The sequence below is a fragment of the Achromobacter sp. B7 genome (assembly GCF_003600685.1).
Lineage (GTDB): Bacteria > Pseudomonadota > Gammaproteobacteria > Burkholderiales > Burkholderiaceae_B > Achromobacter > Achromobacter spanius_B.
In genome coordinates, this window is record NZ_CP032084.1 from 2,159,611 (window position 1) to 2,182,495 (window position 22,885).

Sequence of the window (22,885 nt, forward strand, 5' to 3'; positions counted from 1 at the left end):
GGATGGCGTGGTCGCCGTGGATGACTCCGAGGCCGCGCTTGCACGCTTGGCAGCGGATGAAGGCGGGGCGGCGTTGGAAGGGAAGTCGGGGGGCGGCGCGGCGGTGGGCATGCGGAAATCTCCAAGCGGTGGCGCTCATCCTAGCGTATTCGGACGCGGCACCGCCTGGAGCGGGTGTGCTACTTCGTTTGCTACTTCGTTTGCTACTTTTTCACCAGCGGGCAGGTCGACTTCGACAAGGGCATGAACGCCTGGTCGCCCGGCAGCGTTGCGACCAGCTTGTAGTAGTCCCACGGCCGCTTGGATTCCGACGGCTGCTTGACCTCGAACAAGTACATGTCGTGCACCATTCGCCCGTCCTCGCGGATGCGGCCATTGGTGGCGAAGAAGTCGTTGATGGGCATGGACTTCATCTGCTTCATCACGGCTTGCGGCGCGTCGGTGCCGGCCGCCTGCACTGCCTTCAGGTAGTGCATCACCGACGAATACGTGCCCGCCTGGCTCATGTTGGGCATCTTCTTGAGCTTGTCGTAATAGCGCTGCGACCAGGCGCGCGTCTGGTCGTTCATGTCCCAGTAGAACGCCTCGGTCAGGGTCAGGCCGGCGGCGGCGTCCAGGCCGATGGCGTGGATGTCGTTGATGTACAGCAGCAGGCCGGCCATTTTCTGGCCGCCCTTGGTCAGGCCGAATTCGCTGGCCGCCTTGATGGCGTTGACCGTGTCGCCGCCCGCGTTCGCCAGCCCGATCACCTGTGCCTTGCTGGCCTGCGCTTGCAGCAGATACGACGCAAAATCGCTGGAGCCCAAGGGGTGGCGTGACGCGCCCAGGACCGTGCCGCCGTTGGCCTTGACCACCTCGGTGGCGGACGCTTGCAGCGTGTGGCCGAAGGCGTAGTCGGCCGTCAGAAAGTACCAGCTCTTGCCGCCTTTCTCGACAGTGGCGCGCGCCGTGGTGTTGGCCAGCGACCAGGTGTCGTAGGTGTAGTGCACCGAATAAGGCGAGCACAAATCGTTGGTGATGCGTTCGGTGCCCGGGCCGCTGAACACCACGATCTTCTTCTTTTCCCGGGCCACTTCCAGCACCGCCAACGCGGGCGCGGACCCCGCCACGTCCATGATGGCGTCCATTTTCTGCGTGTCGTACCACTCGCGCGCCTTGGCGGCGGCGATGTCGGCCTTGTTCTGGTGGTCCACCACCATCAGGTCGATCTTTTTGCCCAGCACCGTGCCACCGAAGTCGTCGATGGCCATCTGGGCGGCGGTGGCGCTGCCCTTGCCGGTCACGTCGGCGTAGACGCCGCTCATGTCCAGGATCAGGCCCAGCCTGACGATATCGTCAGAGATGGCGGCCGGCTGCTGCGCCCAGACAGGGGTGGCGGCGGCCGCCGCCAGGGCGGAAGCGGCAAATAAACGGGTAATCGTGCTGCGGCATTGCATGGAAATCCGGGGCATCTTGGCGTAAGCCATGGTTTGTCTCCTCTTGTGCCGGATCATGTGAAAACCTGCTGGCGCCTTGATGGCGCTCTGGCTTTTTGGGGCGGGCCGCGAAAGTGGCGTGGACGGGGATGGGCTCCTTGGGCGATGGGGCGGGGGCGGGGTGGTCGGGGGCGTGGGGGCGTTGACCCGTCAGCGCTGGGCCAGCAAATCGAATTCCATCCGCACCTTGCGAAACGGAAATTCCAGCCGCGCGAAATACACCACGCGACCGTCGATGCAGGCGTAGCGACGCAGCTCCGCCACCGGGGACGACACGGGAATCTGCAAGGATTCGGCCGACTCCTGGCCGGCTTCAATCACGTTCAACACCTGGCGCGCTTCGGTGATGCGGGTGCCGTAGAACTGGTCCAGCACGGGCGCCACGGTGCTTTTCTGAATGCGGGTGCGATGCTTGCGAAACAGTCCGCTTTCCAGGAACACCTCGCTGTAGCAAAAGGGGCCGGCATCCGTCGTGTGCACGCGCCGCAAATACTGGAACAACCCGCCGCGGTCGGCCTCGCAAGGCATGCCCAGCGTGTCGGGCAGTGGCGAGTCGGCGCTGGATTCCACCAGCGACACCGTGCCCAGCTGGTTGCTCAGTTCCACGGTTTCGGCCCAGGTCTTGGGTATCAGCAGCGTGGGCGTTTCCGGTAGTTCGGCGTTGACGAAAGTGCCCGAGCCGCGTGAACGCCGGATCAACCCGTCCTGCTCCAGCAGGCCGAACGCCTGCCGGATGGTCGCCCGCGAAATGCCATAGGTTTCCATCAGCGATTCCAGCGGTGGAATCTGTTGGCCCGGCCGCCAGGTTCGATTCTGGATATGGCTGCGAAACAGCGCCGCCGCTTGCAGGTAAAGCGGCTGGGGGCTGCGCGAAAAAAGCTTGCGGGCGGGCATGGGGTCAGGGCGCGGGCGGTGAGGAAGGATCCGAGAGCATAGCGTTTGCCATGTCGCGCAGCCGATGTTTCTGGATCTTGACCGAATTGGCGCTTTCCACCGAGGGAAAGGCGTCCAGCACCGTGTAGCCCACCGGCACCTTGAAGCCGGCCATCGCCGCCTTGCAGGCAGCGGTCCAGGCGGCGGGATCGGCGTGCGCGCCGTCTTGCAGCAGCACAAAGGCGTAGGGCACGAATTTGCCGTGGCGCGTGGCGCCCACCACCTGGCAGGCGCGCACGCCGGGCAGCGTTTCAACCACCTGCTCGATTTCCACCGGGTTCACCAGAAAGCCCGATAGCCGCAGCGAATCGCCCATGCGGGTCTGGAACACAAACTGGCGCTCGGTCAGGGTGTAGCCCAGGTCGCCCGTCTTGAAATAGCCGTCGGCGGTGACGGCGTTGCGCGTTGCATCCGGGTTGTCCAGATAGCCTTGCATCAGGCTGGGCGACAGGATTTCGATCTCGCCCGATTGGCCGTGCGGCAACACTTGGCCGCTGTCGGGGTCGCGGGCGCGCACGCGGGCGTCCCGATAGATCAGGGTGCCGCCGGGCTGATGCCGCGCGGCCACGTCGCCTTCGGCCGGATCGCGGGGCTGGCCCGCCACCAGCGCGATCAGCTCGCTGGAGCCGTACAGGCCGGTCAGCGGCACGCCCGCCTGGCGCGCCAGGTCCAGCATGTTGTCCAGCGCGGGGGTAAAGCTGGCAAAGCCGAACAGCCGCGCGGACGTGAAAGCGCTGGCCGGCGCCGCCTGCATCATGCCCACCAGCGCCTCGTTGTTGGCATAGGTGTGCGTGACGGCATGGCGCGCGATGGCGTCGGCCGATTCGGCTGCGTTGAACACGGGCGCGCACACGACCGGCACGCCGCGCGCCAGGCCGCCCACCAGCGTGGCAAAACCGAACGCGCCGCAGAACGGTGCGCTGGCCAGGATGCAGCTGTCCTCGTCGTATTCGAAAGCGTCGGCCACCGTCGCGCCGTGGCGCAGCAACGTTTGCTGGTCGTGCAAAACAAATTTGGGTTTGGACGTGGTGCCGGACGTGGTGAAGCAAAGCACCCCGGCGTTGCCGTGCGGGGAAGGGGGCGGGGCCTGGGTGGCGAGCAGGTCGGCATAGCGATGCGCGGGCTTGCCGTGCAGGGACGCGGAGCGGGCGCCCGCGTCGGAGTCGGCGATGGCCACGACCCCTTGCAGGCGCGTCAATTCCTGTGGGGGCACATCGGCCAGAATGCCCGCGAAATCGATGCCCTTGAATCCCGGCCAGAACACCAGCCAGTCGGCCTGGCCTCGTCCCAATATGTCGGCCACTTCCAGCGCGCGAAAGCGCGTGTTGACGGCCAGCACCAGCGCGCCCAGATGCGCGCACGCCAAAAAGGACTCCACCCAGGCGGCGCAGTTGGGCAACCACACCGCCACGCGGTGGCCGGGGCGCACGCCGATATGCGCCAAGCCCGCCGCCAACGCGCGGCTTTGATCGCGTAGCTGGCGCGCGCTGATCGGCACGTTCTGGTCGATCAGCAGCGGGGACTCGGGGCGGCTGCCAACCAGCGCGTCCAGGTGCGCGGCAAAGGTCGAAAAAGGCGGCGTCATGGCTTACACCGTGGCAATGGGCGTCACCGGCGAGCCCACCGCGCCGGGCATGCGCAGCGGCGGGGCGGTCAGCAGGAAACGGTTGCGCCCGTTGGCGTGCAGCCAGTCGGCCAGGTCCTTCAAGTACCAGAGCTCGGCCAGCGGTACGCCAAGCTTGAAGAGGCAATGGTGATGCAGCGGCAGGATGGAATGGCCGGGGCCGGACGTGCGCGCCGGATACGATTCCACCGCGTAGTTGTCGGCGCAGATGGCGGCTACGCCGCTGGCGCTGATCCAGTCCAGCAAGGCGCTGTCGGCGCCGTCCAGCACCGCGCCGGTCTGTTCCAGCGCGTGCGGGTCGGGCTGGCCGTTCATCTCGATCAAACGGTCGGCAAAACCGGTGCGCAGCACCAGCATGTCGCCCGTTTCCACCTGCACCTTTTGTTCGCGCATGGCCGCTTGCAGCTGCTCATGGCCGACCAAGGTGCGACCTGGGCCGAACGCGCGTTCCAGGTCCACCAGCACGCCACGCCCCTGCATGCCCTTTTCGGCATAGCGGCTAACGCTGAGCTTGCGCGCAAACGAGCCGCCGGGTGGGCAGCAGGCATCGGCAGCCGTATCCGGGTCAGCGCCGCCAAACACGTCTACGCCCGCGGCGTAGCCGTTGTAGTAGACGCGGCGCGCTTCGCCGTCGCCCTGGATGTCGAACAAGGCGCCGACGTGGCACAGGCCATCCCACTGCGTGGAATATTGCATCGACAGCGTGACCTGGTCGTCGGACAGCACGTCGACGGCCTCGGGCTGCAACTGCGACATCGCAAAGTTCAGGTACGGCGTGCCTTCACGGAACGTGGGTTTCAGCGTGGGCGCATGGCGGCGGGGATTGAGCACGTTGCCGCCGGGCAGGTCCAGCGGCAGCGACAGGCAGAACACCTTGCCCGCGCGCACTTCGCGCACCGCCTGCAAGACCTTTTCCTCGGTCAGCAGGTTCAGCCGACCCAGCTCGTCGTCCGGGCCGAAGTCGCCCCAGGTGGATCCTTCCGGGCGTTGCGTCCAACGTTTCATTGCTTGTCTCCTATCCGATTTCTATGTTTTTATAACTATAGTACGTATTTACGTACTTTGAGCAGGCGCCGTCACTAGCTGCCGTTTTCGCCGCCGTTCAATTCAAAAGAAATCCGCAAACAGCGGGTTCGACAGGAGACAAGTTCATGACCCAATCCGTTTCCCCGCGCGCCGGGCGGCGCCTGCTGGCGCTGGCCGCCCTGGCGTTGTTGGCGTTGCCCGTGGCGCATGCCGCCGGCTATCCCGACCACCCCGTGACCGTGGTGGTGCCGTATCCGCCGGGCGGCGGTGCCGATATCTTCGGCCGTGCCATCGCCAACGCCTTGCAGCCCGGGCTGAAGCAGACAGTGCTGGTGGAAAACAAGCCCGGCGCGGGCGGCAACATCGGCATGGCTCATGTGGCGCGCGCCAAGCCCGACGGCTATACGCTGGGCCTGGGCACCATCGGCACGCAGACCATCAACCAGTTCCTGTACAGCAACATGGCGTTCGATCCGGAGCGCGACCTGGTGCCGATTGCCCTGGTGTCCACTACGCCCAATGTGATTGCCGTCAGCGCAAAGTCGCCCTACAAGACGGTGGCCGACATCATCCGCGCCGCCAAGCAATCGCCCGACAAAAAGCTGACCTACGCATCGCCGGGCATCGGCTCGTCGGTGCACCTGACCGGCGCCTATTTCGAAGCGATGGCGGGCGTGACGATGTTGCACGTGCCGTTCAAGGGCACGTCGGCGTCGCTGCCGGCCGTGGCGGGCGGGCAGGTGGACCTGCTGTTCGACAACCTGCCCGGCGCGCTGGCGCAGATCAAGGACGGCAACCTGGTGCGCGGCGTGGCCGTGACGTCGGCCGAACGCGACACGTCGGTGCCTGATCTGCCGACCGTTGCCGAATCCGGCCTGCCCGGTTTCGACGTGACGGCGTGGTTCGCCTTGTATGCCCCGCGCGACACACCGGCGCCGGTGGTCAAGCAGCTGATCGAGGCCGCGCGCAGCGGTTTGCAAAGCGCGGCCGTGGCCACGAATTTCGCCACCATGGGCGCAAAACCCGGTACGCTTTTCGGCCCCGACCTGGCCGCCTTCGAACGCGCCGAGCGCAAGAAATGGGGCGGGCTCATCAAAGACCAAGGAATCACCGCGCAATGAACACGCCCATCGCACTTGTCACCGGCGGTAGCCGCGGCATCGGCCGCGCCATCGTGGCCCGCCTGCTTCGCGACGGCTATCAGGTCGTCAATTTCAGCCGCCGTCCGCCCGATGTGGTGCTGCCGGGCGAGACCTTCCGTTCGGTCGACCTGGGCGATGCGGCCGCCACGCGCCAGGCCGCGCAAGCGCTTGCGGCTGAGCGCCGCGTGCTGCATCTGGTGAACAACGCCGGCATGATCCAGGTGGCGGATATCGCGGACGTGACCGAGGCCGATCTCCAGCGCACCCTGGCCTTGAACCTGACCGCGCCCGTGCTGCTGCTACAGGCGCTGCTGCCCGCGATGCGCCAGGCCAAGTACGGGCGCGTGGTCAATATCGGCAGCCGCGCGGCGCTGGGCAAGGGCGGGCGCACGGTCTATGGCGCGTCCAAGGCCGGGCTGGCCGGCATGACGCGCACCTGGGCACTGGAGCTGGCGGCCGACGGCATCACGGTCAACACGGTGGCGCCCGGGCCGATCGCCACCGAATTGTTCAACCAGTCCAACCCCCCGGGGGCGCCGAAGACGCTGGCCCTGGAAGCCTCCATTCCCGTGCAACGGGTGGGCCAGCCGGAAGAAGTTGCGCACAGCGTCGCGATGTTTCTGGACCGGCAGGCGGGGTTCATGACCGGGCAACTGCTGTATGTCTGTGGCGGGATGTCGGTGGGCCTGGCGGGCTGACGCGGGTCGGGACGTCGGGGCGTCGGGGTCGCGACGCTGCGCGGCATCCGGCAGCGGTGCGCGCAGCCTACTGCGGCTTCCATACGCGGCCATCCGTGGAACGGAAGCGGCCGCCGGTGGCGCAGCATCCGCCCGCGCCCATCGCCATTTCGCCGATCTCGGCTTCCACCATCTTGCCCACGCGGCTTAACGACTGCCGCTGGCAGTCCATGAACGATGGGTAGAACTCGGGTTCCAGCACCTTGGTCCAGCGGCGCCCGCCGGATGTACTTTCCGGATCGGCTTCGTTCAGGTAGACCTCGCAATCGTTGACGATCAGGTGCACCGGCTGGCCGTTAAGGTCGCCCTTGAACTCGCGGTTGGGTGTCAGGTCTTTGAACAGGCGCTGTTCCAGGGTCAGCTTGGGCGGGCCGGCGGGGTCGTCGCAACCGGCCAGCAGCGGCAGGGCAAGGCCCACGGCCAACAGCGCAAGGGCACGACGCAAGGGCTTGCAAGGGACAGCGGGTGTGGTCATGGAGCGGGCCTGTTGTGGAGTGGCCCGACAAATCGTCGGACCGATTTTTTCGACATCTTACCGGTCGCCTGCAACGCGTCGGCGCGCTCTTGGCGCAGCCGCCGCAGCACTTCGGTGGGCGCCACGCCGAAGTGCGCGGCAAATTTTCGCTGGAACGTGCGGCGCGACATATGGCAGGCATCGGCCATGTCGTCCACCGTCCAGCGCGCCGACAGCTTTGCCTCGATCTTCTCGACCAGGTCCCGGAACGGCGCGGACACGCGATCCTGCAAGCGCAGCGTTTGGCTGTATTGGCGCTGATCGCCATCGCGCCGCATGAAGACGACCAGCCGCCGGGCCACTTGCTGCGATAGCGTGGCGCCAAAGTCGCGTTCGATCAGCGCCAGCGCCAGGTCGATACCCGCCGTCACCCCCGCCGACGTCCAGTACTTGCCGCTTTCGATAAAGATGCGGTCGTCTTGCACGCGCAACGCCGGGTACATCAGCCGGAGCCGGTCCGCGGATCGCCAATGCGTGGTGACCGCGCGGCCATTGAGCAGGCCGGCGGCGGCCAGCACGAAGGCGCCCGTGCAAACGCTGCACGTACGCGGGGCCAGGGCGTCGCGACGTCGCAGCCAGGCCATGGTTTCGGCGTGCGCGCTGGCGCGGTCCACCCCCGGGCCGCCCGGCACGAACATCATGTCGATCGGTGCATCGGCATCGTGTTCGAAGGTGCCGTCCACCTGCATGCGCAGCCCCTGTTCCCAGGTGGCGACCACCGGCGTTGCCGCGATGGTGCGCAGTTGGTAGAGCGGTTTGCCGGCCTCTTCGTTGGCGGACGTGAACGCCTGCCACGGGCCGGCCAGGTCCAGCGGCTGAAAGCCGTCGTACAGCAGGAACAACACGCGTTGTGGCGCAAATTCATCCGCTTCTGGCGCACCGGCGCGGGCGCGTCCGCCTATGCTGGACGCTGGCGTTTTCAAGGGAGCATCGTCATGCATGTGAATTTTCTCTTGTTCGAAGGGCTGACCCAGCTGGATATGACCGGGCCCTACGAGGTCTTGGCGAACGCGCCGGGCTTCACGGTGGATTTTGTCGCAAAAACGCGTGATCCGGTACGGTGCGATCGCGGCTTGCAGTTCGTGCCCACGCAAACGCTGGCGTCGGCGCGGCAATGCGACCTGCTGGTGGTGCCGGGCGGGCCGGGCACGGATGATGCCATCGTGGACGCCGATTGGGTGGCCTTCACGCGGCGGCAGGGCTTGGCGGCGCGCTATGTATTCGGCATCTGCACCGGTTCGTTGTTGCTGGGCGCGGCGGGGTTGCTGCGCGGCAAGCGGGCGTCCAGCCATTGGCGCGCGCGCGAACTGCTGTCGCGGTTTGGCGCGATTCCCAGCGAAGAACGTCTGTGCGTGGACGGCAACACCTATACGGCCGGTGGCGTCACGTCGGGCATCGACATGGGCTTGAAGGTGGTGGCGGCGCTATGCGGCGAAGACGTCGCCAAGCTGATCCAGTTGCAAATCGAGTACGACCCCAAGCCGCCGTTTCCCGGCGGCACGCCAGCCACCTCCGAGCCCGCCGTGGTCCAGCGTTATTTGTCGATGTCGCAGGCGCGCTTTGACCGTCGCGCCGCCCGGGTGGATCAGGCGGCGGCGAACATGCCGCCGTGAAAACAGGCGGGGCTACTTGCTCAGGTGGTCCAGCGGAAGCGGGCTTTGCGGTTTAACGGTTTGAATGGCGAAGTTGCTGCGGATGTCTTTCACGCCGGTCAGCTTCAATAGCGTGCCCAGCAAAAAGCGCTCGTAGCCGCGCAGGTCCGGCACCACCACTTGCAGCAGGAAGTCGGACTCGCCCGATACCAGGTGCGCCGCAATGACTTCGGGCAGGGCGCTGACTTCCTTGCGGAACTGCTCGGCGTCGCGCTCGTGGTGTCGCTCGACCTTCACCCCGACGAACACCGTCAGGCCCAGGCCCACTTCGTCAGGCGCCAGCCGCGCTTCGTAGCCCTGGATGACGCCCGATTCTTCCAGCATGCGCACGCGCCGCAGGCAGGGCGATGGCGACAGGCCAATCTGCTCGGCCAGCTCTACATTGGTCAGGCGGCCGTTCTTCTGCAAGGCCTCTAGAATGCGGCGGTCGTAAGCGTCCAGTTCGTGTTTTGGCATAGGTGATGGAAATGGGGGGGGATATTGGCTTGATGTGCCAATCATCATAGTTCCCTTGGCATGAATCGCAAGCACATGCCAGCCCGATTTCCCTAGAATCACCGCGTTAAACAGCATGCGTGGGAGCGCGGATATGGCCGATATGGCGTTGTTTCTTGGGGCTTTGCTGGTTGTATACGTGGTGCCCGGCCCGGACATGATCCTGTTGCTGGAAACCGGCGTGCTGCGCGGGCGCGGGCAGGCGCTGGCGGTGGCGGTCGGGCTGGCCATTGCACGCGCCGCGCACGTTACCTTGGCCGCGCTGGGCCTGGCGGCCTTGTTCAAGACCCATCCCTGGGCCTTCGACGCCGCGCGCACGGTGGGCGGGTGTTATCTCATGTGGCTGGGCGTGAAGCTGTTGCGGGCCAAGCCGGTCGTGCTTGACGCCACTGGCCCGCAGGCGGCGCGCGGCAAGGGCCTGGGCGCCGCCTTGCTAAGCGGCGTGTTGACCAATGTGCTCAACCCGAAGGCCCTGCTGTTTTGCTCGGTGCTGCTGCCGCAATTCGTGTCGCCCGCTCAGGGGTCCATCGGGCAACAATTTGCGGTGCTGGGCGTCATTCTCGTCAGCTTGGGGCTGACGTTCGATGTGATCTGCGCCTTGGCGGGCGGGGCGGTGGGTCGCTGGATGTCTGCCAGCCCCCGCGCCCAGAAAGTGCAAAGCGTGGTCTTCGGCACGGCGCTGATCGCCTTCGGCCTGCGCCTGACCTTCGCGCAGCGCCCGGCGTGATGCCGGCAGGGGCGGACGCCAGGCATTGGCCAGACGCCCATCCCCAACCGCACGCCGCGTCCTGCCCCTTTACTTGCCGAACGCAAACTCCCCGGCGTCCACGTCGTCGTTGTCCACCTGCTCTTTCACGGGCGGGGGCGTGGCGCCGTCTTGCAGCATTTCGGCCGGCGTCATGCCCTTGGTCAGTTCCAGGGCCTGGCGTTCGAACAGGCGCCGGTACAGGCCACCCTTCAAGCGGATCAACTGGTCATGGCTGCCTTCTTCAATGATGCGGCCATGGTCCATCACCAGCAGTCGGTCCAGCGCGCGCACCGTCGACAACCGGTGCGCCACCACCAGCGTGGTGCGGCCCACCATCAGGCGGTCCATGGCCTGCTGGATCAGTACCTCGCTTTCGCTATCCAGGCTGGAGGTGGCTTCGTCCAGGATCAGGATGGGCGAATCCGCCAGGAAAGCCCGCGCAATGGCCACGCGCTGGCGCTCGCCACCCGATAGCTTCACGCCGCGCTCGCCCACCAGCGTGTCGTAACCCTTGGGCAGCGACATGATGAAATCATGCGCACTGGCCAAGCGGGCGGCCTTCTCGATCTCGGCCTGCGTGGCGCCCGGACGGGCATAGGCGATGTTTTCGGCCAAGGTGCGGTGAAACAGTACCGGGTCCTGCTGCACGATCGCGATCTGGCTGCGCAGCGACGCCTGCTTCACTTGGGCAATGTCTTGCCCGTCGATCGTGATGCGGCCTTCGTTGACGTCATACAGGCGCTGGATCAGCTTGATGAACGTGGTCTTGCCCGACCCGGAATGCCCCACCAGCCCGACGCGTTCACCCGGCGCGATGCGCGCCGAGAACTTGTCGTACAGCGGCGTGTTGTGCGCGCCATAGCGGAACGTCACATCCTCAAAGCGGATCTCGCCCGCGCTGACGCGGATGGCGCCCGCGCCCGGCCGGTCGGCCACGCCCAGGGGCTGGCGTTCCATCGCCACCAGTTCTTCCATGTCGTTGACCGAGCGTTGCAGGTTGCGGATGTGCATGCCCACGTCGCGCAGATAGCCTTGCAGCACGAAGAACATCGTGAGCGTGAACGTGATGTCGCCCACCGTGGCCTGGTTGCGCGACCACAGCAGCAAGGAGGCGCCCAGGATAGCTGCCTGCATCGCCACCAGCATCGCGCCCTGGATGCCGCCGTTCAGCGTGGCGCGTACCCAGGTGCGGCGCGTGCGGTTGCGCCACTTGTTCACCACGCGGTCCAGGCGTACTTCTTCGCGCGTTTCGGCGCCGAATGCCTTGACCACCGCGTTGCAGCTGACGGCGTCCGCCAGCGCGCCGCCCATGCGCGTGTCCCAGGCGTTGCCCAGGCGCGCGGCCGGCGCCACATAGCCCAACGACAGCGCCACGGTAACGGCGATGTACAGCACCGAGCCCAGCCCAACCACCAGCCCCATCACCGGCCAGTGCGCGCCCAGCAACGCCGTTGCGCCCACCAGCATCACCACCGACGGCAACAGCGCGATCAGCAGCGTGTCGTTCAGGATGTCCACGGCCCACATGCCGCGCGTGATCTTGCGCACGGTGGAACCCGCGAAGCTGTTGGCGTGCCAATCCGTCGAGAAGCGCTGCACCCGATAAAAGGCGTTGGACACGATGCCGTTCATCATCTTCAACGTAAACGTGATGATGTTCTGGAACACCGCCTGACGCAGCAGCGTGCCGCCCACGCCCAGCGCCACCAGCAGCCAGAAGGCGGTGATGGCGGCGCTCCAGGCCAGCGCATCGCCGGACGAGCCGGACGCCACGGCGTCGACCAGGCGGCCGGCATACATCGGCGTCAGGATGTCGGCGACGGCCGACAGCAAGGCCAGCAGCACGATGACGAGCGTGCGCCACGGCTGGAAGGCCCAATGCCGAAAGGTAAAGCCCAGGACGTCCTTGAAGGCCTGTCCTCGTAAGTCGATTTTTTTTCTAGCCATAACAATGGCCTGGCGGCACAAGACACGCCAGGATGTCCTTGTGATGAAAGCGGGGATGACATGCCGGGCGCAATGAGCGCCGGCGACTGCGTTTATGTTTTTGGGGCGGGCACGGAGGACCAGTCGCTAGGTAACGGTCTAGCGATGGGTCCGCGCGGGCGACGACTTAATGGCGTCGCGGGGACACGCGCGGGACGGCGTACGGCATGGGGTGATTCATCATGCGGCCTCCCTGGCGGTAAGTGAAGTGAGTGAAAAAGAAATGGGCAAACGCCCGAATTGCTGATTCTATAGAGATGAGTTAAGGGAATCAACGGGGCGCCGCGCGCGCGGGCCGCCGATGTGGGTTTTTTTCAACGCGGGCGGCTGCGTGGCCGGAAGGCGGCGAAGCCGGCCCAGCATTGCTGCGTGAAGTCGTACAGCGCATCTTGCGCCGTCAACGGCGTGCGCCCGGCCAGGCGCGCCAGCACGTAATGGCCTTGGCGCTGCGGGTCGGGCGGCAAGGGCACTTCGACAAGCCGCCCGGCCTCTTGCTCGCGCTGCGTCACGCAGATCACGCCCAGCAGCAGCGTGTCGGTATGCAGCGCCAGATCCACCAGCGGCTCCAGGTTTTCGCAACGCAAGGTGACCATCTGCTCGGGCGCGCCACCCGGACCCAGCGTCTCGGCTAGCCGGAGCGAGACCTCGGGGCTCAGCGTGCTGGACGCCACCGGGTACTGCCGCACGTGCTCGATACCAACCTGCTTGTGCGCCAGGATGGGGTGGCCGGGGCGGCACACCATGCCGGCGCGCAGCGGCGCCAGCGGGCGCGTGACGATGTCGGCGGCGTCATACAGCATGCGCGCATCGCACACCATGGCGTCGATGCGTTCCGCCCGCAGCATGTCCAGCAACGCGGCGGTGGCGCCCAGTTCGACACCCACGCGCACCTGCGGGCGATTGGCCGCCATGTGCGCCAGAAAAGGCGACAGCAGCAACGAGGCCGGCGTGGGGCTCAGGCCGATCGTCAACGTGCCGGAATCGCCACTGTGCAGCGCCTTGAGTTCGCGTTGCAGCTCGGCCTCTTCGAAGCGCATGCGACGCGCGCGTTCGGCCACGCAAGCGCCATAGGGCGTCAGGTGAACCTGGCGGGTGCCCCGGTCCAGCAACGGCAAGCCCAGCTCGGCCTCCAGCGCCTGGATGCTGCGGCTTAAGGCGGGCTGCGACAAGTTCACCTTTTGCGCCGCCAGCGAAAAAGTGCCGTATTCCACCACCGCCAGCAGGTGTTTAAGCTTTTGAAAATCCATAACCTTTCCGCATCAAAGTCATGACATAAATGCATTGGCATTATAAGTAATGCCTTCTTATCATGGTCCCCGACGGCGCCCGACAGAGGCGCCGCATCCCGCGCCTGGGCACTCGCACGATGGGCGCGGCTTATCAATTCGGAGACAGATTCAATGAAGCAGCATTTGTTGTCGGCCGCCATCTTGGCGGCCTGCGCCAGCGTGGGCGCGGCCCCGGCCCTGGCCTTGGAAACATCCCGGAACGCGAATTCCGCCCAGCCTGCCATGCAAGGCTCGGCGCCCGTATCCGCCACCGGCGGCCAGGCGTCCCACGCTGCATCCAAGGCCGTCACCATCCGCCGCGATGGCTACGGCATGCCCCACGTGTACGCCGACACGGTCTACGGCCTGTTCTATGGCTACGGCTACGCGGTGGCGCAAGACCGCTTGTTCCAGATGGAGATGGCGCGCCGCAGCACGCAGGGGCAGGTCGCTGAAGTGCTGGGCGAAAAAATGGTGGCGTTCGACAAGTCCATACGCGGCAATTTTTCGCCCGAACGCATCCAGCGCCAGCTGGCCGCGCTGCCCGATTCCGAACGCCAGATTCTGGACGGCTATGCCGCCGGCATGAACGCGTGGATCGCGCGCGTGCGCGCCCAGCCCGACACGCTGATGCCCAAGGAATTCAACGACCTGCAATTTCAGCCGACCAACTGGACAGCCTATGACGTCGCCATGGTGTTCGTGGGCACCATGGCCAACCGGTTTTCGGATGCCAACAGCGAGGTCGACAACCTGGCCCTGCTGACCGCCTTGAAGGACAGGCACGGCGAGGCGCGCGCGATGCAGATCTTCAACCAGCTGCGCTGGATGACCGATAGCCGCGCGCCTACCACCGTGCCCGAAGAAGAGGGCGTGTATCGGCCGGGAGCCCCGTCGGCCTCGGCGCCGGCACCGGCCAAGCTGTCGTATGCCTTGCCGCGCTACGACGGCACACCGCCCATGCTCGAACGCGTGGCGCGCGACCCTCAGACGCGCGGTGTGCTGTCCGATACGCCCACCGACAACGCCACCGACCCCGCCGCCGATGCACCTGCCCGCATGCTGGCGCAGTTCGCCGAATCAGGCCAACCCGGCATCGCCGGCTTTCCCACCACCAGCAATATGTGGATCGTGGGTCGCGAGCACGCCAAGGACGCCAGGTCCATCTTGCTGAACGGCCCGCAATTCGGCTGGTGGAACCCCGCCTACACCTACGGCATCGGCCTGCACGGCGCCGGGTTCGACGTGGTGGGCAACACCCCGTTCGCCTATCCCAGCATCCTGTTCGGCCACAACGCCCATGTCACCTGGGGCTCGACGGCCGGCTTTGGCGACGACGTGGACATCTACGCCGAAAAGCTCGACCCCGCCGACCGCACCCGTTATTTCCATGACGGCCAGTGGAAGACGATGGAAAAGCGCACCGAGCTGATCCCGGTCAAGGGCGGCCAGCCGGTGCTGATGGACGTGTACCGCACGGTGCACGGCATCGTCACCAATTTCGACGACAAGCAGCATGTGGCCTACGCCAAGGCGCGCGCGTGGGAAGGGTACGAGCTGCAATCGCTGATGGCCTGGACGCACAAGGCGCAGGTGCGCAACTGGGACGAATGGAAGCAGCAGGCCGCGCGCCACGCGCTGACCATCAACTGGTACTACGCGGACGATCGCGGCAATATCGGCTACGCCCACACCGGCTTTTATCCCAAGCGCAAACCCGGCCACGACCCGCGCCTGCCCGTGCCGGGCACCGGCGAAATGGACTGGGACGGCATGCTGCCGTTTGCCACCAATCCACAGGTCTACAACCCGCGCCAAGGCTTCATCGGCAACTGGAACAACCAGCCCATGCGCGGCTATCCGTCCACCGACCTGTTCGCCATCGTGTGGGGCCAGGCCGACCGCTACGCCGAAATCGAAACGCGCCTGAAGGCCATGATGGCCAACGGCGGCAAGGTCAGCGCGCAGCAGATGTGGGACCTGATCCGCACCACCAGCTACGCCGACGTGAACCGCCGCCATTTCCTGCCGTTCCTGCAACGCGCGGTGGCGGGCCTGCCGGCCGATGATGCCCGCGCCAAACTGGTGGCAGGGCTGACCGCCTGGGACGGCATGGGCACCAGCGATAAGCAGCCGGGTTACTACGACAACGTCGGCCCGGCGGTGATGGACGCGTGGCTGCGCGCCATGCTGCGCGCGACCTTGGCCGACGACATGCCGGCCGATTTCTTCAAGTGGTACAGCGCCACCGGCTATCCCACACCGGCCGCGCCGGCCGTGGGTTCGCTGAACCTGACGGTGGGCGTGAAGGTGTTGTTCAACGCGCTGGCCGGCCCCGATGCCGGCGTGCCGCAGACTTACGACTTCTTCAACGGCAAGCGCCGCGAATCCGTCACGCTGGCCGCGCTGGACGATGCCCTGGCCACCTTGCAAAAGACCTATGGCCAGGACCCGGCCGCGTGGCGCATTCCGGCCGCGCCGATGGTGTTTGCGCCCAAGAACTTCCTGGGCGTGCCGCAGGCGGACGACAAGGCGGTGCTGAGCTTTCCGTCCACCCAGAACCGGGGCACCGAGAACAACATGACGGTGTTCGACGGCAAGGGCGTGCGCGCGGTGGACGTGGTGGCGCCGGGGCAAAGCGGTTTTGTCGCCCCGGACGGCACAGCGTCCGTCCACTCGCGCGACCAGTTCGACATGTACCGGGACTTCGGCAGCAAGCGTGTCTGGTTCACGCCCGCCGAAGTGCGCGCCAACGCTAAGTCGGTAGAGACGTTGCGCTACTGACCGCGTAGCCGCCCTGGTGGCTGGCCAGGCGCGCATAAGCCCCTTGCCTGGCAAGCAATTGGTCGTGCGTGCCGGCCTCGGCCAGCGTGCCCCGGTCCAGTACCAGGATCAGGTCGGCATTGCGGATGGTGGACAGGCGGTGCGCAATGACCAGTGTTGTGCGGTGCTGCATCAGCGCATCCAGCGCGCCTCGCACCTGTAGCTCGGACAAGGTGTCCAGGTGCGAGGTCGCTTCGTCCAGAATCAGCACGGGCGCATTTTTCAGAAAGGCGCGCGCAATCGAGATGCGCTGGCGCTGGCCGCCGGATAACTGCATGCCGCGCTCGCCGACGGGCGTTGCCAGGCCGTCGGGCAGTTGCTTCACGAAGTCGGTCAGCGCCGCCTGGTCCAGCGCGCGCGCTACCTCGTCGGGCGTGGCCTCGGGGCGCGCCAACCGGATGTTTGCCTCCAGCGTGTCGTTAAACAAATACGTGTCCTGCGTGACCAGCGCCACGCGGTCGCGCAGGCCGTCCAGTTGCAGTTGGCGCACGTCCATGCCGTCCAGCTTGACCGCGCCCAGGCGGGGGTCCCAGAAGCGCAGCAACAGGCTGGCCACCGTGCTTTTGCCCGCGCCCGATGCGCCCACGATGGCGACCGTGGCGCCGGCCGGCACCTTGAAGCTAAGGTCCTTCAGCGTGTCTTCCTCTTTGCCCGGATACGCGAAGGTCACGTGTTCAAACGCCAGCGCCAGACCGTGCGTGGCCACGGGCGGCGACAGCGGTCCGTCGGTCACGGGCTCGGGTTCGTTGCTGACCACATGCAGCCGGCGCGTGGCCGCGATGGTGTCCGCCAACTGGCGGCTGACTTGCGAAATTTCGGAAACGGGCAGGAAGGTCGCCATGGCGATCAGCACCAGCAGGGGCAGCATCCCGGCCGACAAGGCGCCGGCCGACACCTGCAACGCGCCCACCACCGCAACCGCCAAGCCGCCCAGCCCCATCGCCACTTCAAACCAGGCGTTCTGCTTGGACAGGTCGCGCAGGATGGCAAGGCGCCGGACGCGGTAGGCGTCGGCCACTTTCAGGAATTCTCCACGGCGGCGGCCGGTGGCCTGGAACGCGGTCAGGTCGGCCAGCCCCTGGATGGTGTCCGTGGCGTGCGCGCTCATTTCGCCCAAGGCCTGGCGCGCCTTGTCGCCCAGGGCGTCCACATGACGGCGGCCGCGCACGGGCGAGACCAGCGCGTAGGCCAGAAAGGGCAGCAGCGCCAGCGCCACGGGCCAGCTGTAGACGGCCAAAAAGCCCAGCACCGACAGCGGCACCAGCACCGACACGATGGCCGGGGCGATGGTGTGCGCGTAGAAGTACTCGACCATTTCGACGTCCTGCGTCGCCAGCGCTACCAGGTCGCCAGAACGGCGCTGCAACAGATAGGCGGGCGCCAGCCGTTCCAGCTTGTCGAAAAGCTTGACGCGCATGTCGGCCAGCAACTGATACGCCATCGCATGCGCCAACCACGACTCCAGCCAGTGGAACAGCGCGGCCAGCGGCGCGCAGACCAGCAGGCCGGCGACCAGGCCGCCAATATCGCTGCCATCGCGGATAGCGGCCACGATAAGGGCGCTGAATACGCCGACGCCGATAAAGGCCGCCACGCGCGCCACGCCCAGCAAGATGGTGGCGGTCAAGGTGCCACGCCATGGCCGGACCACGGCCAACAAGGTGCCCAGCGTGGCGCGCCAGCCGACCTGTTCGGCGTCGGCGTCCAGCGGGCGCAGGGCAGGGCCCTGGGCGCGGTCGTCGTTGTCTTGCAGGGATTTGGCGGCGTCGGCCGTGCGGGTGTTGGCGGTGTCGACGGGGGCGTCAGCGGTTGCGTTGACGGACGCGTCGTTCAGCGCGTTGAGGGGCGTGTTGATCGATGCCACCGCCACCCCGGCCGACGGATTCTCATGCGCTTCGGCCTGTTCGTGCATCAGCCGGTAATACAGCCCGCGCTGCTGCATCAACTGCGCGTGTGGGCCGGCTTCGACAATGCGCCCGTGGTCGAGCACCAGGTTGCGATCGGCCCCGATCACGCTGGCCAGCCGATGCGCCAGGATCAGCGTGGTGCGGCCCGCCATCAGGCGGTCCAGCGCCTGTTGGATCAGCGCTTCGTTTTCGGTGTCCACCGACGACAGCGCTTCGTCCAGGATCAGGATTGGCGCGTCGCGCAGCAGGGCGCGGGCAATGGCCACGCGCTGGCGCTGGCCGCCCGACAATTGCAGGCCGCGCTCGCCGATACGCGTGGCATATCCGGCGGGCAGCGCCATGATGAAGTCATCGATATTGGCGGCACGGGCGGCGGCGCGCACCTGTTCATGCGTGGCGTCCGGCCGACCCAGCCGCAGGTTGTCGTCGATGGTGCCGTGAAACAGCGTGATGTCCTGGCTGACCAGCGCGATCTGCGACAGCAGCGTTTGCGTGTCCAGCGTGTTCACGTCGTGCCCGCCGACGCGGATAACCCCCGTCTGCGGCACGCATTCGCGTAGCAGCAGGCGCACGATAGTGGACTTGCCCGCGCCGCTTGGGCCGACCACGCCAACGCGTTCGCCGGCCGCGATGGTGAACGCCAGCCCCTGATGCGCGCGGCGTTCGGGCGTGTAGGCAAACGCCACATTGTCGAATTCGATGGTGGGCGCCAGCTTGCCTGATGTGGGCGGCGCGGCAACAGCGTGGCCACCTTGTGCGCCGTCTCGGGCCACGGACGCGGGCACGGAAGCCGACACGGAAGCCGACACGGACACAGGCACGGGCGTAAGCGGTTGCGCATCCATCAGCGCATGGATGCTGACGGCGGCGGATTGGCCCAGCATGCCGCGATGCAAGACCGAGCGCAGGTCACGCAACGGTCGGAAGATCTCGGTGCCGGCCATCAGCACGATCAGCAGCGCTTCCACGCTCATGTCGCCAGCGGCCACGCGCCACGCGCCCAGGGTCAGCGCCAGCGCGGCGCCCAGCGCCACGCCCAGATCGCTGATGCCGCGCGTCAGCAAGCTGACGGACAACACCCAGAATGTGTTGTCGGACAAGCTGCGGGCGCGCGCGGCCAAACGCCGGCCCCACGCCTTGCCCTGGCCATAGGACTTCAAGGTGGGCAGGCCTTGCACCGCATCCAGGAAGTCTTCGCCGAACGCATTCAGCGCGCGGGTGCGCGCCTGGCTGGCGCGCCGGTCCAGCATGTGCACGGCCATGGGGCCGAACAGGGCGAACAGCGCCGCCGCCAGAAACACCAGCGCCGTGGGCACGTCCCAGAATGCAATCACCGCAAAGATCGCGAAGGGTGCGACGGCCGCGATGGCCACTTGCGGCAGGTACTGGCCGAAAAACGTTTGCAGCTGCTCGACGCCATCGACCACCGTCAGCATGACGCCGCCGGTGCGCTGGTTGGCAAACCACGCGGGTCCGAGCGCGACGATACGGTCATACAGCTTGCCGCGCAGGCTTTGCTGGATCTGGGCCGATGTGTGGTTGGCCTGCACGGTGCGCCAGTGGTCGAACAGCGCGCGCAGCAGCACCATCGCGCCCACGCACAGCGCGGGCGTGATCCAGTCTTGCCAAGGGGCGCCGTTGAACACGCGGGCCAGCAGCTGGCCCAGGAAGACATAACGGGCAATGCCCGCGCCCAGCGCCAACAGGCCCAGGAAAATGCCGCCCGCCATGCCGGCGCGCAACCCCGCCGTCATTCGCCACAATCGAGAGTCGAAATACATATCAGTGCTCCATCCAGAGCCAGCATGGTCGCTGATCCGACGGCTTCGCGATAGCGAGTGTTTTTCAATCATGGGTTGAGATAAACTCAACCGATGCCCGATCAGCCCAGCCACACGCCACCCCTGGCGGCCCTGCGCGCCTTTGAAGCCGTTGCCCGCCTGGGCAGCCTGAGCCGCGCCGCCGCCGAACTGCATGTCACCAAGAGCGCGGTCAGCCATCAGCTGCGGTCATTGGAGGCGGATCTGGGCGTGCCGCTGTTGCGACGGGGTGGCACCGTGCGCCGCGCTGAAACCACCCAGGCGGGCAGCGAGCTTCTGGTTTCCGTACAACAGGCCTTGACCCTATTGGACACCGCCTGCCGCCAGGTTCGCGCCACGGCGCGAGGCAAGCGCCGCTACACGCTGAACGTGTCGGCCAACCCGTCGCTGGCGGCGCTGTGGCTAGCGCCGCGCATCGGCCGCTTCATCGAACTGCACCCGGACATCGGCGTGCAGGTCTATCTGCACGCCAGCCAGGATCCCGCCTGGAAAAGCCAGGATATCGACCTGGCTTTTCTACACGTGCGCACCGGCGGCCCGCATGTGGCCGAGGCCGGCGACATCGCGCTGATGACCGAAACCGTGGTGCCCGTGTGCAGCCCGGCCCTGATCCCCGAAGCCGACCGCAACGACCCGCGCGTGTTCCTGCGGCATCGCTGGCTGGAGGAAAAGCACATCGATAGCCCGGAAACAGACTGGCGAACCTGGAGCCCGCGCCTGGGGCTGGCTGATTCCGATTGGCAGGAACCGATGGTGCTAAGCGGGCTGAGCACCGTCGTGGCCGCCGCCGCCGCGGGCGTGGGCATCGCCTTGGGACGCGCGCCGCTGATCGACGAAGACCTGGCCAGTGGCCGGCTGGTGCCGCTGGTGCCGCAATTGCGGATGCCGGGGTCGTGGGGCTATGTCATGCGCGTGCACGCGAACCGTCCCATGGACGCATCGCTACCCGCGCTGGTGGAATTCCTGGCCGAGGAAGGGCGCGGCAAGGTGGACGCGCAAAATCATGGAGTTCCGCCCGGCTTGCGCGCGGGGGATGTGGCGGACGCCGCAAGGACATGACGATGAGATGGAAGGGGTATGGGACCGGGCCGGGTCGCGCGGGTGTGGCAGGCGTGTGTCTGGGGTTATGGCTGAGCGTTGCGGCGGGCGGGGCAATGGCTGTGGGGATGACGGCTGCCGCAGCCGACGCTGCCGCAGCATCGGCTGCCGCAGCATCGGCTGCCGCAGCGTCGACCGCCGGGGCTTCCGGCGCCACGCTGGCACGGTGGGAAGCCGATGACCGGGCTGCCGGCATCGCGCCGCCCGACACGCCGTGCCAGGACTTTCTGCAAACCCTGGGTAGAAAGCCCGACTATCTTGAGTACCTGGGCTGCGAGCAGGACGACGATTCCTACATCCAGCCGATGCGGGCGAACTACCGCGTCAGCGGTTCATCCGCCGTCAGACTGGAGGCCTATCTGATGCAGGCATTCGGCATGCCCGCGCTGGAATACGTCTGCTGCGGCTGGGCCAGCCCGGCGCCGTTCGCCTGGCGCGCGGGACCCGGCGGCGTCGCCTACGACATCGGCATGGGCGTCGAAACGCCACGCTTGCCGCGCGCACAGTGGGACCAGATTCCCAGCTTCAACGTCAGCGTCGGCATCGTCCGCAAAAGCCCCTAACGCCGGTCCGACGTCGGCGTCAGGCGCGCGCACCCCGCGGCGCCACATCCCGTGCATGGGATGGGCCGGCTGCGCACGCCGGCCAGGCGCGCGGGCCGGGGCTGATTGCGCTGCTTTAGTTAGTAGGGCTCTTGGGGCTCATCCCCGGCGCGCCGTCGTCTGCTTGAGCGCAGCGCCGACCATCGCCTGCACCACCGGGATGACCTTGTCGGCTAGATCCGGGCGGTAGCCGTAGGGGTACGTTTCGTCCATGTAGGTGGACTGGCACATTTCCAGTTGGATGGCATGCACGTTGTCGGCCGGCGAACCATAGTGGCGCGTGATGTACCCGCCCTTGAAGCGGCCGTTCACCGCCCAGGTGTAGTCCTTGCAGGTGTCCAGCTGCGCCTGCACGGCGGCCAGGATGTCGGGCGCGCAGGCCGCGCCATCGGACGTGCCGATGTTCAGGTCCGGCAGCTTGCCTTCGAACAGGCGCGGCAGCACGCTGGCGATGGAATGCGCTTCCCACAGCAGCACGGTGCCGTGCTCGGCCTTGATGCGATCCAGCTCGCTGCGCAGCTGGGCGTGATACGGCTGCCAATAGGCTTGCAGGCGGTGTGCGCGTTCGGCGTCGGTCAGCACGCCTTCGTTCTGGTACAGCGCTTCGCCGCGAAAGGTCTGCGTCGGGCACAGGCCGGTTTTTGTCTGGCCGGGATACAGGCTTTCATCGTTGGGCGGGCGGTTCAGGTCCACCACGTAGCGCGAATAACGCGCGCCCAGCACCGACGCACCCATCGCCTGGGCAAATTGGTACAGCGTGTCCAGATGCCAGTCGGTGTCGCCGGACTGCAAGGCCAGCGGCGTCATCTGCGGGCGCTGCGCGTCGGGAATGTGGCTGCCAAGGTGGGGAATGGAGATCAGCAGCGGGGCGGTGCCACGGCTGAAATGGAAAAGATCGCTCAAGGGAAAACTCCGGGTCACAAAATAAAGGTGCGGCAAATGCGTCGGCCGCGGCGTGGCGCCTATATGTAGGGCGCTTTGGTGTGGCGCCCTTGCGTTGCGCCTGTGTTCAGCGCCTGTGTTCAGCCCATGTGT

General features: G+C 66.6%; 18 protein-coding genes. 7 read left to right on the plus strand and 11 right to left on the minus strand.

Annotated elements, in window-relative coordinates; genetic code table 11:
- Window positions 1-203 precede the first annotated feature (203 nt).
- The 4 genes from DVB37_RS09755 to DVB37_RS09775 all read right to left on the minus strand — a co-directional run bounded on the left by DVB37_RS09755 (window position 204) and on the right by DVB37_RS09775 (window position 5,037).
- Window positions 204-1,466 carry an ABC transporter substrate-binding protein gene (locus DVB37_RS09755; protein ID WP_120154857.1) on the minus strand — a complete coding sequence of 421 codons (1,263 nt, stop codon included), beginning with the start codon at window positions 1,464-1,466 and terminating at the stop codon, window positions 204-206.
- Window positions 1,467-1,625: 159 nt separating this feature from the next.
- Window positions 1,626-2,369 (minus strand): GntR family transcriptional regulator, encoded by a 744-nt coding sequence (locus tag DVB37_RS09765; protein ID WP_046804777.1) that lies wholly within the window; start codon window positions 2,367-2,369, stop codon window positions 1,626-1,628.
- 4 nt (window positions 2,370-2,373) lie between these two features.
- Entirely contained in the window at window positions 2,374-3,993 is a 1,620-nt protein-coding gene (locus DVB37_RS09770; protein WP_120154860.1) for an AMP-binding protein, read from the minus strand.
- Between the two features lie 3 nt (window positions 3,994-3,996).
- Window positions 3,997-5,037, minus strand: a complete 1,041-nt coding sequence (locus DVB37_RS09775; protein WP_120154862.1) for a cyclase family protein — start codon at window positions 5,035-5,037, stop codon at window positions 3,997-3,999.
- A 146-nt stretch (window positions 5,038-5,183) separates the two neighbouring features.
- Here DVB37_RS09775 and DVB37_RS09780 point away from each other — a divergent pair, with 146 nt between their 5' ends.
- Complete coding sequence (locus DVB37_RS09780; RefSeq protein ID WP_120154864.1) at window positions 5,184-6,179, plus strand: tripartite tricarboxylate transporter substrate binding protein; 996 nt, start codon at window positions 5,184-5,186, stop codon at window positions 6,177-6,179.
- Window positions 6,176-6,898, plus strand: coding sequence for an SDR family oxidoreductase (locus tag DVB37_RS09785; RefSeq protein ID WP_120154866.1), 723 nt, complete (start codon window positions 6,176-6,178; stop codon window positions 6,896-6,898). Before DVB37_RS09780 ends, DVB37_RS09785 begins: the two co-directional genes overlap by 4 nt.
- A gap of 67 nt (window positions 6,899-6,965) precedes the next feature.
- On the opposite strand, the gene DVB37_RS09790 is transcribed toward DVB37_RS09785, so the two are convergent.
- Together DVB37_RS09790 and DVB37_RS09795 are read right to left on the minus strand one after the other, a co-directional pair.
- Entirely contained in the window at window positions 6,966-7,412 is a 447-nt protein-coding gene (locus DVB37_RS09790) for a hypothetical protein (protein WP_240434071.1), read from the minus strand.
- Window positions 7,409-8,296, minus strand: a complete 888-nt coding sequence (locus DVB37_RS09795) for a GlxA family transcriptional regulator (RefSeq protein ID WP_120154868.1) — start codon at window positions 8,294-8,296, stop codon at window positions 7,409-7,411. The genes DVB37_RS09790 and DVB37_RS09795 overlap by 4 nt, the downstream gene beginning before the upstream one ends.
- Window positions 8,297-8,386: 90 nt before the next feature.
- Here DVB37_RS09795 and DVB37_RS09800 point away from each other — a divergent pair, with 90 nt between their 5' ends.
- Entirely contained in the window at window positions 8,387-9,064 is a 678-nt protein-coding gene (locus tag DVB37_RS09800; protein WP_046804788.1) for a DJ-1/PfpI family protein, read from the plus strand.
- Between the two features lie 12 nt (window positions 9,065-9,076).
- On the opposite strand, the gene DVB37_RS09805 is transcribed toward DVB37_RS09800, so the two are convergent.
- A complete protein-coding gene (locus DVB37_RS09805; RefSeq protein ID WP_046804771.1) occupies window positions 9,077-9,559 on the minus strand; it encodes an Lrp/AsnC family transcriptional regulator in 483 nt (160 codons plus the stop codon).
- A gap of 142 nt (window positions 9,560-9,701) precedes the next feature.
- Here DVB37_RS09805 and DVB37_RS09810 point away from each other — a divergent pair, with 142 nt between their 5' ends.
- Window positions 9,702-10,325 (plus strand): LysE family translocator, encoded by a 624-nt coding sequence (locus DVB37_RS09810; protein WP_240434072.1) that lies wholly within the window; start codon window positions 9,702-9,704, stop codon window positions 10,323-10,325.
- A gap of 69 nt (window positions 10,326-10,394) precedes the next feature.
- On the opposite strand, the gene DVB37_RS09815 is transcribed toward DVB37_RS09810, so the two are convergent.
- Window positions 10,395-12,293 carry an ABC transporter ATP-binding protein gene (locus tag DVB37_RS09815; protein ID WP_046804769.1) on the minus strand — a complete coding sequence of 633 codons (1,899 nt, stop codon included), beginning with the start codon at window positions 12,291-12,293 and terminating at the stop codon, window positions 10,395-10,397.
- A gap of 353 nt (window positions 12,294-12,646) precedes the next feature.
- A complete protein-coding gene (locus tag DVB37_RS09820; RefSeq protein ID WP_120154870.1) occupies window positions 12,647-13,579 on the minus strand; it encodes a LysR family transcriptional regulator in 933 nt (310 codons plus the stop codon).
- A gap of 153 nt (window positions 13,580-13,732) precedes the next feature.
- On the opposite strand from DVB37_RS09820, the gene DVB37_RS09825 reads away from it, so the two are divergent.
- Entirely contained in the window at window positions 13,733-16,384 is a 2,652-nt protein-coding gene (locus DVB37_RS09825) for a penicillin G acylase (protein ID WP_120154872.1), read from the plus strand.
- Here the strand turns inward: DVB37_RS09825 and DVB37_RS09830 are convergent.
- Window positions 16,356-20,111 (minus strand): ABC transporter ATP-binding protein, encoded by a 3,756-nt coding sequence (locus tag DVB37_RS09830; RefSeq protein ID WP_120154874.1) that lies wholly within the window; start codon window positions 20,109-20,111, stop codon window positions 16,356-16,358. The genes DVB37_RS09825 and DVB37_RS09830 overlap by 29 nt on opposite strands.
- Window positions 20,112-20,204: 93 nt before the next feature.
- Here DVB37_RS09830 and DVB37_RS09835 point away from each other — a divergent pair, with 93 nt between their 5' ends.
- Both DVB37_RS09835 and DVB37_RS09840 read left to right on the plus strand, forming a co-directional pair.
- Window positions 20,205-21,209, plus strand: a complete 1,005-nt coding sequence (locus DVB37_RS09835; protein WP_240434073.1) for a LysR substrate-binding domain-containing protein — start codon at window positions 20,205-20,207, stop codon at window positions 21,207-21,209.
- 107 nt (window positions 21,210-21,316) lie between these two features.
- A complete protein-coding gene (locus DVB37_RS09840; RefSeq protein ID WP_120154876.1) occupies window positions 21,317-21,811 on the plus strand; it encodes a DUF4952 domain-containing protein in 495 nt (164 codons plus the stop codon).
- A gap of 138 nt (window positions 21,812-21,949) precedes the next feature.
- On the opposite strand, the gene hutG is transcribed toward DVB37_RS09840, so the two are convergent.
- Window positions 21,950-22,753, minus strand: coding sequence for an N-formylglutamate deformylase (gene hutG, locus DVB37_RS09845; RefSeq protein ID WP_120154878.1), 804 nt, complete (start codon window positions 22,751-22,753; stop codon window positions 21,950-21,952).
- Window positions 22,754-22,885: the final 132 nt, after the last annotated feature.